Source organism: Paenibacillus sp. JT22N1 (genome assembly GCF_059692155.1).
Window position 1 is genome coordinate 597,246 of record NZ_JCAUAW010000002.1, and the last position, 12,663, is coordinate 609,908.

The window sequence follows — 12,663 nt, forward strand, 5'->3', positions numbered from 1 at the left end:
TGCTATTTTAATAATCCCGCCCTCCTAAGAATCGAAAACATGTTCTTTGCCCGATTCGTGTAATTATGCTTATAAACCATGCGGCTTCCCTGTTTGCGGATTCGTTCTCGAGTAGAAGAATGATTTAGATAATGATTAACAAGCCGCACGGTATCATCAGGCGAGGTGGACACTACAAAATCCCGTCCGGGTTTGCCAACTCGTCTTACGCCAGGTGTGTCGATGGTAAGAAGGAACCCCCCTGAACCTAAAATTTCATAAGTTCGTTGGGTCACCATATTCCTATAATTTTGCAGCCCCAACATGATTTTGGCTGAACTATAAACTTGATTAGCCTTCTGGTAGGGCAGCTTCCCGTGTAACCAGCCCCGCGGAATTCTTCGCCCCAAAATAGGCTTCATCTTTTCCCAATCCGTCCCATAGAAATCCACCCGAATCCCTGCAAGAAGAAGCGGACGTATCAGCAGTTCCAATGCCTTTAGCCGAAAATGCTGCGGATATCTCCTTAAGACTTCAGGATAGGCGTTCGCTACGACAGCAATGCTGTGTCTATACTTTTTTAACGGCTTTACTTTACGATGTATGCTCGGATGAAAACCAAAATCGAGATGGGCCGCACGGATACCGAGCTTCCGATAATAGGCTGCGGTTTGGGCGGAAATGGTGAATACAAAGTCCGGTTTCATTCTTCGGATCAGCGGAAGTGTAAATTCTTGGGTGAAATTGGGATCCTCTGTTGACCAATAGATCAACGGAACATTCGAAATGCTGGCATATTGGCGCATCCACTGCTGCTTTTCCTTTGTTTGTTCGGGGCCCCAGCCTACCGTTACAAGCAGTTGCGGCTTGAATGAGGAAATCAATGCAGCTATTTTTTTCTTGGTCAAAGGACCCGAAATCTTGACGTTATGCCCCAAATCACGCAGTCCATCAGGCAGCCCCTTCGACCAGATGGGGCCACTTTCCAAAAAAAGAATTTTCATGTTAACTCCTCTTCGCGGGCAGCCGCACGGTCAGGCTTTCCCACCCGGAATAAAATGTGTATGAATAACCGTTAGGAGGCGATCGATCTGGCCGACAGTGATGCTATTTACAGGTTACCGACAAATAAGCGATGTATAGCGCTCACATTCGATATCGGATGGGGGGAGCAGGTGCCCGGCCCCGTACTTCGGGTGTTACAACAAAAAAACGTAAAAAGAGCAACTTTCTTTCTATCGGCACCTTGGGCGGCTAAATATCCCGGATTGGCGCGCAGAATCCATTCCTTAGGGTATGAAATCGGTTCGCACGGTTATCTGCACGAAAACTATACCCATCACAGCGGAAATTGGATTCGAGTCCAAGTGAAAAAAGCGGAAAGTATCATACGGAAAGTGACGGGAGTCCGGACCCGTTTAATTCGGACGCCTAACGGCGATCTCAATGCCAGGGTTGTAAAAAAACTCAGAACACTAGGTTATCGGACGATCCACTGGAGCGTAGATTCACTGGACTGGACCAATCCGGGGATTAATGCAATCGCTAAGCGGGTGCTTTCCCAGACTAAGGCTGGGGATATCATTCTTATGCATGCAAGTGATTCCTCAGCTCAAACTGCGAAGGCCCTGCCGCTGATTATTGACGGACTAAGAGCGAAAGGGTTTCAGTTCGTCACGGTTTCGGCACTAATAACCGGGCGACCAGGTTAATCCAACATTAAATGATTATTTCCGGTTAGCTTTAGGGCGGCTATTGGATAACAGTTCACTTACGGTTACCAAGGTGTAGCCCTTCTTTTTTATACCGTCAAGAATGATGGGCAAAGCTTTCAGCGTCTGCGTCCATGGATCGCATCCGTGGAGCAATACGATTGCCCCTGGGTGTATATGAGGAATCACTCTCCGAACGATTTTTTTCACACTCGTGTATTTCCAGTCTAATGAATCCGTATCCCATTGGACAATCGTTTGCTTCATACTCAGCAGCTTCTTGATCACTCGCGAATCAAGGTCACCGCTTGGCGTACGAATCATATTGGTCTTGATTCCGGTTGCGTCCAAAATAGCCCGCTTCGCAGCTTTTACTTCCCGCTCAATCCAAATGTTCGAATGAGCCGTATAATCCTCATGACGATGGCCGTGCGAAGCAATTTCATAACCCATCTTTTGAATTCGCTTGGCAATGCCCGGATTGCGCTGCACCCATTTCCCAGTGAGAAAAAATGTCGCTTTTTTTACACCCTTTTTTTTCAATAATGAAAGTAATTGGACAGGGACATAATTACCGTGAGCAATGTCGAAGGTTAAGGTCAGGATTCGCCTGCGAGTCGGCACATTATAAATAACGCGATCTATCTCCATAGGTGTTCCTTCTCTTTCTTTCGTGTCATTTCAGAATGTTTCGTTTCTTTAACTCATGTATCATCTGAATGGCGCGATGCTTGTAGTTATGCTTCGCCACGGCCAGCTTGCCGGCTTTACGAATTCGATCCCTTTTGCACGGATGTTTAAGATAATATTGGACAAGCCGCACCGTTTCTTCCGGAGACCGTGAGACAACAAGATGCTTTCCAGGCTTAAAGAGCCGGCGTATTTCCGGCGTATCGCTTGTAAGTAAGAACCCTCCTGATCCGAGGATTTCATAAGTTCTTTGCGTTAATTGTTTTAATTGATTTTGAGGACCAATGATAATTTTTGCAGAGTTGTAAACCTTGTAGGCATCCTGGTAGGGCAGATAACCGTGAATCCATTTGTCGGGAATCCTAACGCCCATCACAGGCTTTATTTCATTCCATTGTCTTCCCCAAAAATCGACCCTGATTTTCCTTTTTACCAGCGGCTTAATCAGGTTGTGCAAGGACTTGATGCGATAATGATGGGGATATTTCTTGAGTATTTGGGAATAACCATTGGCCACGACAGCGACATTGCTGCGAAACTCTGCGTTTCCCTTACCGTTAATATGAACTTTCCGATGGTGGCCAAAATCTGAATGTGCGGCGGGTATGCCCATTTTCTCGTACTTCTTGACCATGTCACGGCAAATGGTAAATACAAAATCCGGTTTGGTAGAGCTCACATAAGGGAGCGAAAAAGATTCATGGTGCGTAGGATCTTCTGTTGCCCAATAAACGTGCGGAATGCCAGATCGGCCGACATATTGTCGAATCCATCCCCTTTTAATGGGAGTATGCTCTTCCGTCCAGCCCAGGGTAATAATTAAATGCGGCCGAAAATCGGCTATCAAGCGGGGAAGCTTTTTTCTCGTGAGAGGACCCGATATTTTCACCTGATGCCCCGCATCCCGGAAACCATTAGGAAGGCCATAAATCCACATGGGATGGCTTTCTAGAAAAAGTACCCTCAAGTAGTTACCCCCTGCTCTTGTTTTTTCTTGATCATTGCGCCTATCCAAAAGCTGCGATCACAAAATATCTTATGCGTACAGACTACGCAGGAAAGTTGTCCGTTCGCTGCAGGCGATGCCCAAATCCGACAGCAACAAAATAGACCGGAACCCTCAGAGGGCCCGGCTTTACGTCAACTATTTTAAAGCAACGATGTTTTGACCTTATTTAAAAGAGGAATGCCTCCCCATTGCCTGAAAAGCCTCCGTGCTTTTCGCGTAATTTCCATTCGGGAAGGTATGTAGCCATTCCCCCCTCCTGACTTTTGGAAAACTAAATAGATGACATTTGCATGGCTCCATGTTCCGCCAGTTCTCGGATCGGGGTTAATGCCTAGTACTTTAGCTAATGCAATAGATCCTTCGCCAATACCAACGTCAATATCCGCGTAAACAGCATAAGCCAATCTTCCATTTTTAATGTTATAAACTACGGCAAAGTCTCCTAAAACCGCACCAAAATTTCCTTTTTTAGGCAAAACAATATAGGGGATTTTCTCCGCATTCACGTAAGCGTTCGGATCGGTAAATCGCTTGCTAAAATCACTAAGTGATGTTTTGGAAACGAAAAAGCCAGGGGCTGGATCGGTACTTTTTTGTATGACCGGCCTACCCCAAGGCTTATCGTTGTGTGTGACAATCCCTATCCAATGTCCTGGTCTGCCAGCGTATTTCAAATCGTCAAGCCCAGTATTTTGGGGATTGTAGGCGTGAGGAGAACCATCCGCATCAATGGCCATGATGCTGCGATAAAAAAATGCAGGAGGTTTATGCCCGGGAATCGTATAAACGAAAACATTTTTATTCACTCGTTTATCAAAAATCACACCAATTTTCCGAACCTTAGTTGAAAAATAACCGATTACAGCCTTAAGACTTGATTCTCTTCTAATAATGATCACCCCTTCCGTTAAGGACGTTCATTACCCATTATATTTTTATTTAGAAACAAGGTGTTTGCAAACCGACAAACTTGTGAGACAACGAAGCCACAACTCAAACGTAACAGGCAGATTGCAAACTAAGGACAATGGGTGGACAGCCGGACTTTGCTTATTAAACCTCAAGCGGAGACGGTTTTTAAAGCAAGACGCTGTCTGGAATGAAACGATAGCTAAAGTCTCACAGATTTCCGATGTGATTATCACTATGATTGGGTACCCGTCCGATGTGGAAGAGATCTACCTGGCAGATTACGGGATCGCGCAACATGCTAAGCCTGGTTCATACCAGATCGACACCAATCAAAAAGCAGCCATCACAGGAAATGATCTGCGACAACTGCTTTCTCAGTTGGGAACCTACATCGAAAAGCGAGGCATTCCTGAGATCAAGAAGTTCATCGCTAGCTATGTGGAAAAGGTATCGTCAAACCCATACAAAATGAAAAAGCACCCTCATCGGGTGCTTCTTCATTTTGTATGGAGGTGACCCGACAGATATTAAAAATAATAATGGTCTGGTTTAAAAATCACCTATGTAAAAGAAGCGGTCTCCTCCATGCTGGAGAAGACCCTGGCACAACTTCGCAACCAAATTCCGGAATCGATAGCCATCTTTTTCGCAGTTCATGTGCCACGTATTTCGGCTTCCAATCCTCTTAAAAGTCCCTCCGACTGCCTTCTCTTCATAGGTGTTCCGCAGTTCACCCCGTTAGAATAATTCATCAAAAACCCATCATTTAGGGTTGAATTAATCGCTGCACCTTGACTACACGGCCCTTCCACAATGGATCCAGAACCTTGATATTCACACCTTTACCGCTTGGGTTTGAATGAATCATGATTTCCTGCCCCTGATCGTCCTTGCCCATATAGAGCCCTACATGGTCTATACCCTCCCGATTGGAAACCACATCAAAGAAAATCAGGTCACCTTTCCGAGCGTTTTCAAAGGAAACTGTTTTTCCTATTTGGCTTTGCAATTTGGAAGTCCGAGGTAACGCAATACCGTGTTTACCAAAAATGTATTGCAAAAAGGATGAACAATCAAAAAGTCCATCATTCTCGTACTCAGCGCCAAATTTATAAGGAACTCCGAGGTATTCTTTTCCAGTAGCAATGATCGCTTCCGCCTTTACTTCCCAAGCGGGGACGACTTTTACTGTTCGAAAGAGTGTATATTGTGGTTGAGTAGTTACAAAGCCAACCATGCCAGCTGCATCTTTTACCTTCGCCCAAGTTGTTCCGGTTACACGTTCTATGACTCTAAATTCTTCTCCTGGAGCAAAATAACGGATACGATCGAATTGCGTTCCCGGGCCTGAACGAAAATTGATCCCCGTTTCGTTTACGTTCACACCGACTTCATAGGTGTATCCGACCTCCACGTTCTCGACAATGGTTGTTAATTGGGATGTTTCTGCGTAAGCCGAACTTGTACCTATCAACAGTGACAACACCATGATCCAAAAGATCAAAGTTTTCTTCATTGAGAACTCCTTCCATGTGCATGTATTTGGGCTTTTACCGTTGTGCGGTTGTCCCATGATGAATCTTATGCACAGAATTGTCCATAGAGAAGCCTTTAGACATATGGTAATTTTAACCAGATGCTGACGACTAAAGTTCAACCACCACGCAATCCTGCCAGTTAACGTAACGAGACTGCCGTTTAATACGCGGCAGCCTCGATGATATTAATTCAACTCTCGTTTTTCGGTAGCGTAACCTTATTATCTCTTCTAGTGAATTTTTTTCTGCTTGCCAGGGGGCTCTATCTCTATGAAATCCGAAATCTTGATGAGGCGGCTTTCTACTACTTGTCCAATCAAAGATTACTAGAAAGCATACTTCCAATTCTTAATGTAGCTTTACCAATTAGTGTCACCTATGCATTTGCAGCTAATGAGACAGCCACAGTATCTGCTACTCTACAAGTTGTAAATATTTTAGGAATTGTTGTTCTGAGCATTCCGTTATTTACTGATTCAAATGGTGGAAATCCACAAAATGTTGAAATTGCTACGGCAGATGCCTTACTCGGTGTTGGTGTATTAGTCGGTAATACTGTAAATATTACAGTAGATGCAACAGTAACCACACCTGGGTCAGTTGGATATACTACGCCAGACTTAGAGCGGTATATTGGTGAAATAACAGTTCATGCCATTGTGTAACAATAGGATAAACTTCGAAGAATTGAGACAACCGCAGTTGCAACTCAATCGTTGACCGGATCCAGGTCGTTAACGCTTGGAAACAGCTTTAATACGTTAGCCTTGCGCCAGGTTAAAAATAAAACATGCCGTGCAGGAAAGCTCCCTGATCAACCTATTCTAAACTTGAATCTTGAAAATAATCCTATTAAGAGAATACTAGCTGAAAATAACACTCCAAGAAAATATAAACTTAAATCATCAAATTTAACTGCATATCCGACCCTAAAGGATTGGGTTAATGGAAAATAATCCATATTCTCCAAGTATAGATGAATTACAAGTAACGAAAAAAATGAAAACAGAGTACCACTTACAATGGATATTATGAATATCCTTCCAATCTTCCCTGCCTTTAATCTTTGGTAAAATACAGAAGGCATAATCAAAACGATTGGGAGGGCACATCAGAAGTAATAAAGAACCGCACCAATATATGGATTGCCTGAAAATTTATCAGAAAATATAACGGCACCAATTAAAAATGATAGTATGAACGATATCAATACTGAGAAACAGCTTAAAAGTAAAACAAAAATTGTAACTTGAATGAATATTTTTTTTTCAAAACCCATTGGTTTTCACCTCCTTCTACCTTGAATCCCTAAATTATACTGACTATTACTTCAACGGACAACGGCGGCCGATCGTGTGCTGGCTGCCGTCGTGTAACTGTGATTCAACTATAGCTCCTCGTTAGTTTAATCACATTCCACTTCTTACGGTCGTACGATGGGATCAAGTTCTTGACAGCACGTATACCTGCGTGAGCGGATGAAAGAGCGGTAGCTATGGACCAGGAAACTCGTGTCCTAGGCTACAGCTTTGATTTGATCAGAAGGTTTCAGAAAACATGAACGGATAACAATGAAAGTTCTTGTCCTCGACAACCGCCGTATTTCTTATTGTCTAACTACGTGACTCTGCCGTATTGCCTGGCAGCGGACATGATGCGACGATACAGCATTTTGCCCTTCAAGTGCTTCCATGGATAAATTGCCGGCCTCGTATTCACTTCCAGAATCCATAGCTTCCCCTCGGTGTCGAGAGCCACATCCAGCCCCAGTTCTCTAAAGCCTTTTCGATAAAGATCAAAGCTCTTTCCGACAGCAACGCCGAGCCGCTTCAATGCAGCTTCCTTACGAAGGATCGAATCGTGCTCGTACCCTGCTCCCACCAGCGTTTGGCGAAGATAGCCGAGCCTACCTCCTTGGTGATAATTCGTGGCAACCATGTCCGGCTTGCCTATTTTGGTACAAATGGCCGTGCTTATCCATTTTCCTTCATTCGTCTTCTGAACCATGACTCGGATATCGAACGGCTTACCTTTCGTTTTGGCAAGTTGGATCCCCTGCTGAAGCAGATACGATTCCCTTCCTGAGAACCGGGACAGTTTCTTGTATAAATGACCTTGTGTCGGACTTGGCGATTTGACGGTATTGAGTTTTGTTTGGTACCCTCTCGCCATTCTCTTGATACGGATGATGCCAAACCCACCCGTACCTCCCGTAGGCTTAAAATAGACAGTCGGATAAGCGGATAGCATCATCCGTAAATTTTTTCTGTTAAACGGCACAGTTCGGGGGATATGCCTTCGCAATCTCCGATGCTTTAGCAGCCATTTGGTCTTTTGCCATTTGCTCTTGAAAGACATGCTTGCATATTTCAACTGCCTCAACCTCCCTTATTATCAACATACGCATGGAAATAGGTGCTTGTCACAGCATCTGCCTAAGCCGTTCCCAATGACATGGACTCCCACCTGAGACTCGTTCCTCCAAGCCCCTTTACAAAAGGAAGCCGGCAACTTTCGCCCCTTCGCCGTTATGGTAGGAGTGAGCAAGAAAAATCCCTTCATTTGGAAAGATGACAATCCACACAGTCCCGGCACGAATAATGTGAGAATTGTCATATCATTTTCGTGAAGAAGGTCACTGATCTGTGAAGATGCGCTCTGGTAAGATCAATACATAAGAAAAAAAGAGGGAGTGTTCAGAATGATCGGAAAAGCAGGTATGATTTGCGGTTTATGTATTATTGCAGGCGGTGTAATCGGAGGTTTATTAGGAGCAAAAGAACAAGGTTACGAATTAGGCTCTGCCGCATGTATAGTCATTATGGGCGTTACGGTCCTATTGAATCAAAAGCAGCGTGAAGGCAATCGCAACCGGATTCACTCCAGTGCCCGCCAACATTTTAACCAAAATTAGTTCGTTATTCTGCCCAATATTTTGTGCAGATGTAAGAAGGATCCGCCGCGACGGTGTTTTATTCAACTATCGTTTTCCGTTAGCTTAACACCCCATTATTTCCTTGCCACTATCTTGAAACGTTTCCTATTGGTCTTAATTCCCTTCTCCGTTTTGCGGGTTTCTTCGGTTGTAACATACTCATAACGGCCTGATTACCAATTGTTTGCTGCAATTGCATAATGGCACTCGTATTCATCATTCGAAAACTGCTAGCCGTTGGCAATGTCGTTTTAGACAAGTTTAGGTTCGAAATCGTATTGTTCTTTGAAATGGACTGTTTCAATTATAATGCCCCCCTTATAATAACAGTAAATTTTCCGCTTCTTTCCTTTTATCCATTTTAAAAAAGACTTGCCGTCAATTTAGGAAATTACATTCAACTGGACGTTTTCATGTTTTGGCGGAATAACGTAAGTTACCCCACACGGGGTGCCTTTTTCATGCTTTGATCACTATCATATTCATAGCCAAGCGCCTCATACCTTAATATGTCCATACAATTTATAGTGCGGCTTGGGAGGTAAAGAGATGAACGAGAACACAGGAAATCGCCTCTGCCCGGGGGAGCTCCCGGATGTTGAACACTCGCAGACGGTTGGAAGTCGCGGCCCCGTGCTGGAGCAGGATAGCATGCTCCACGAAACACTGGAGACGTTTATCCATGAGAAACCGCTGGAGAGACCCGTACATGTCAAGGGCTGCGGCGCCTTCGGCTACTTCCAGACCGTAAACGCGATGACGGCCTACACGCAGCTGTGCTTCCTGCAAAATGCGGGCCAGCAAGTCCCCGTCACCGTCAGATTTTCGCTTGCAGTCAGCAATCGGGGTACGCCGGATACGTCCCGCAACGTGCGCGGCTTCGCCACCAAGTTCTACACGGACCAGGGCGTATTCGATCTGGTCTGCAACCACATCCCGGTATTCGCCGTCCGGGACGCCATCCGCTTTCCGGAGTTTATCCGCTCCCTCCTGCCTTCACCCGTCAATAACCTAACCGAGCCGGAGCGGTTCTGGAGCTTCGTCGCCCGGGCGCCGGAAGCCACCAACTTCGTGCTTTGGCTGTACTCTGACGTCGGCACGATTAAAAGCCTTCGCCACATCCCGGGCCACAGCGTCAATACCTACGTCTGGGAAAACGCGCAAGGCGTGCGCACCTACGTCAAATATCACTGGATGCCTCTTGCCGGCATTCAGTACATCGATCAGCGAGAAGCCTCCCGACTGTCAGGCGAGAATCCCGATTATGCCGCTAAGGATTTGTTCGATACCCTGCAGGCGGGCAAAGCGGTGGAATACGGCCTTTACGTGCAGCTGATGAACCCTCAAGGCGAGACCACCCTCCCCTTCGACCCGCTGGACGATACGAAAATATGGGATGAGCGGCAGTATCCGCTGCAGTCGGTCGGCAGACTGGTCTTGAACCGCAATCCGGATAACTATAGCGAACAGGTCGAGAAGCTGGCCTTCTCCCCTGCGAACCTGCTGACAGGCGCAGAGCTGTCGGACGATAAACTGCTGCAAGGGCGCTCTAACATTTACTGGGATTCGCAGCGGCGACGGCTTGGTCCGGATTTCCGCAGCATTCCGATCAATCATCAGCAGCACTGGTCGCCGGACTCCCAAGTGACCAGCGGCAACGGAAGATTCGTGGAAGGCCGCCTCGAGCGTACGGACATCCCGAAGCAGGATGACTTCATGCAGGCGGGTGAGTTCTACCGATCGCTTGCGCCGCTGCAGCAAGAGCATTTGGTTGCGAACCTAACCGGCGATCTTGCTCAAGTCTCGCGCGAAACGCAAAACATCGTGCTCGGCTACCTGTACAAGGCTTCTGCCGAGCTTGGAGAACGGGTCTCTCGGGCCATCCAGGGAATGACCGGGGGTTGAAAACCAAAAAGAGCCGTATTTGACAACAAATACGGCTCTTTCTTTGTATAAGGTTATGATTGCAAGTCAAAGCGGTTAGCCTGCCCGTTACTTCAACGAAAAAAGGAGCAGCTGCCGGCCGCGGCGATCTGCTCCCTGGTTATTCAATTGTCTTCTCCTTGTGTTAATCATTATCCACCTGTTAGCGCAGAAGCTGCAGCCGATCATCATAGCCAACTGTAGCTATCGTTCTCCGTTAGTTGAACAAAGGCTGCCGATTATCCCGGCAGCCTTTTAAGGTATGTTTATTGAGAAAACGATCCCCGTTAGTGGAATATTTCTACTTTAATTAATCCCAAAATATCTTAAATTCTTGGAATAGATTTATAAACGCTGAGATTTTCCCTTTTTATTCCTACGTACAATTATAAAAAAAATTTATAAAAGCAGTCTTGCTCACAAGACTGCTCCAGAAAATACACACTTATTTATCTTTTTTTGCTTTAATATCCCCATCTAAAGATGTAAGCCCAGCAAAGTACCCTACATATCCAGGGTTTTGTGAACTGTTCATGAGATAAGTAAATCCATCTAGATTATCGATCATTTGTAATCCAGTAGACTCCCCACCACCTGGAACTGAAAGGATGCGAGAAAGCTTCTTAGTATCCACATTGTAAGCCCATGTATAACAATTTTCATGATTATCAGAGTCTTCAGCAATAAATAAGGTTCTCATTTTTGGCGAATAGACAAGGTTGTCTGGGTTAGCAATTTTATCTACGTTCGCTTTATTACCGTCTGCATCAGGGGTAGCCAGATCCTCACCCATCACAAGACCAGCCATGCTTACAGGAACATAATGGCTATCAATCTTTTCGCCATCTTGGGTTTTACGGTTTGGTTGGAAGGAAAGCTCATAAACTCCACCCGCACTAATTTTTGGCAATTGAATGTCATCGGCAGGTGCGGTAGGTTCAGCTAGCATCGTGTTTTCCTGATAGGAAATGGCTAAGTATGCCTTATTATCTTTTTCGTTGAAATCAAGACCTTCCATTTTATTAAATTCTACCGTTGAACCAACGTAAGCTGCATACCGATGTGTTTCTAAGAAAGCAGCGGCTTTTTCCATTCCTGACTTCACTTTCAGCCATTCCACTTTTTTACCGTTAGCTGGTGTTTTTACTGGCGTGTATCCCTCAGCTTTCCCTTTAACAGCGTCATCCGTCACGTCGAAAATGTCACTGAATTTCTTGGTTTCCGCCAATTGCTGAATTTCTGCATCGCTTGCATGGCCAAGCTTGATCCATTCAAGATTTGCCGAAACTTCATTGTCTGTACTAGTCTGAATCCACTTTGCGGCATATAATGTTCCTGCTGATAAATCTTGAGCTTTGTCGGCTACATACATAAAGAATCCACCCGGGTTGCTGTCAACACCATAAATCACTGTTCGGTTATCAGGCATGACCTTAACACGCTCAAATGCCATCCGACCCATGCTGTAATGTTTGACAACACTTGTATCTCCATTCGCGTTCACCATAACTTCAGGTACATGGCCATAATAATAAGGATTTCCGATCATAGTCGGATCATTATAATAGTTTTTCATAAAATTTGTAACAGAAGATTTAGAAGGATTCGCTTCATGAGCTCTAGCATCCGGATCTGTCTCTTCGGAACCAAGATGTGTATTCCAAGGAGTTAACAATCCAGCACATGGCTTCCAAATACCGTGTACGGCTGAAAAGTCGATGGGTTTGATATCCACAACCGTAAGTTTACCATTAGCCGGATCCATTTTTACCGTACTTAAGCTCATTGTTCCTGGGTTTTCAAGCCCATTTTCATTCTTCGGCATCGATTCATAGTGACTGATCATATAATAGGTGTTTTCCTGCAACCCAGGCACTTTCATTAAACTATTCATATCCGGTGCAGTCGACACATAGGGAGTACCGTCTGCTTTAGTCATTATCTCATCATTTGCATTCATTGTGA

At 45.1% G+C, this 12,663-nt stretch carries 12 protein-coding genes; 5 read left to right on the forward strand and 7 right to left on the reverse strand.

Annotation, left to right across the window (positions count from 1 at the left end; all coding sequences use genetic code 11):
- Positions 1-2: 2 nt before the first annotated feature.
- Entirely contained in the window at positions 3-983 is a 981-nt protein-coding gene (locus tag AC58UU_RS06085; protein ID WP_497313914.1) for a CgeB family protein, read from the reverse strand.
- Between the two features lie 105 nt (positions 984-1,088).
- On the opposite strand from AC58UU_RS06085, the gene AC58UU_RS06090 reads away from it, so the two are divergent.
- Positions 1,089-1,691, forward strand: coding sequence for a polysaccharide deacetylase family protein (locus AC58UU_RS06090; RefSeq protein ID WP_497314018.1), 603 nt, complete (start codon positions 1,089-1,091; stop codon positions 1,689-1,691).
- Between the two features lie 15 nt (positions 1,692-1,706).
- Here the strand turns inward: AC58UU_RS06090 and AC58UU_RS06095 are convergent, their stop codons facing one another.
- The 3 genes from AC58UU_RS06095 to AC58UU_RS06105 form a co-directional block, all read right to left on the reverse strand.
- Positions 1,707-2,342 (reverse strand): polysaccharide deacetylase family protein, encoded by a 636-nt coding sequence (locus AC58UU_RS06095; RefSeq protein ID WP_497313916.1) that lies wholly within the window; start codon positions 2,340-2,342, stop codon positions 1,707-1,709.
- 25 nt (positions 2,343-2,367) lie between these two features.
- A complete protein-coding gene (locus tag AC58UU_RS06100; RefSeq protein WP_497313918.1) occupies positions 2,368-3,348 on the reverse strand; it encodes a CgeB family protein in 981 nt (326 codons plus the stop codon).
- A 182-nt stretch (positions 3,349-3,530) separates the two neighbouring features.
- Positions 3,531-4,289, reverse strand: a complete 759-nt coding sequence (locus AC58UU_RS06105; protein WP_497313919.1) for a glycoside hydrolase family 75 protein — start codon at positions 4,287-4,289, stop codon at positions 3,531-3,533.
- A 73-nt stretch (positions 4,290-4,362) separates the two neighbouring features.
- On the opposite strand from AC58UU_RS06105, the gene AC58UU_RS06110 reads away from it, so the two are divergent.
- A complete protein-coding gene (locus AC58UU_RS06110) occupies positions 4,363-4,818 on the forward strand; it encodes an NAD(P)-binding domain-containing protein (RefSeq protein WP_497313921.1) in 456 nt (151 codons plus the stop codon).
- A gap of 250 nt (positions 4,819-5,068) precedes the next feature.
- Here the strand turns inward: AC58UU_RS06110 and AC58UU_RS06115 are convergent, their stop codons facing one another.
- Positions 5,069-5,818: a C40 family peptidase gene (locus AC58UU_RS06115; protein ID WP_497313923.1), complete on the reverse strand. Its 750-nt coding sequence runs from the start codon at positions 5,816-5,818 to the stop codon at positions 5,069-5,071.
- A gap of 201 nt (positions 5,819-6,019) precedes the next feature.
- Between AC58UU_RS06115 and AC58UU_RS06120 the strand changes: the two genes are divergently transcribed.
- On the forward strand, positions 6,020-6,505 hold the full coding sequence (locus AC58UU_RS06120) for a hypothetical protein (RefSeq protein WP_497313925.1): 486 nt from the start codon (positions 6,020-6,022) through the stop codon (positions 6,503-6,505).
- Positions 6,506-7,457: 952 nt separating this feature from the next.
- On the opposite strand, the gene AC58UU_RS06125 is transcribed toward AC58UU_RS06120, so the two are convergent.
- Complete coding sequence (locus AC58UU_RS06125; RefSeq protein ID WP_497313927.1) at positions 7,458-8,213, reverse strand: YheC/YheD family protein; 756 nt, start codon at positions 8,211-8,213, stop codon at positions 7,458-7,460.
- A 328-nt stretch (positions 8,214-8,541) separates the two neighbouring features.
- Between AC58UU_RS06125 and AC58UU_RS06130 the strand changes: the two genes are divergently transcribed.
- Both AC58UU_RS06130 and AC58UU_RS06135 read left to right on the forward strand, forming a co-directional pair.
- Complete coding sequence (locus AC58UU_RS06130) at positions 8,542-8,754, forward strand: hypothetical protein (protein ID WP_497313929.1); 213 nt, start codon at positions 8,542-8,544, stop codon at positions 8,752-8,754.
- Between the two features lie 570 nt (positions 8,755-9,324).
- Positions 9,325-10,680, forward strand: coding sequence for a catalase (locus tag AC58UU_RS06135; protein WP_497313931.1), 1,356 nt, complete (start codon positions 9,325-9,327; stop codon positions 10,678-10,680).
- 463 nt (positions 10,681-11,143) lie between these two features.
- Here AC58UU_RS06135 and AC58UU_RS06140 read toward each other — a convergent pair whose 3' ends face one another.
- A complete protein-coding gene (locus AC58UU_RS06140) occupies positions 11,144-12,658 on the reverse strand; it encodes a PhoX family protein (protein ID WP_497313933.1) in 1,515 nt (504 codons plus the stop codon).
- Between the last annotated feature and the right edge of the window lie 5 nt (positions 12,659-12,663).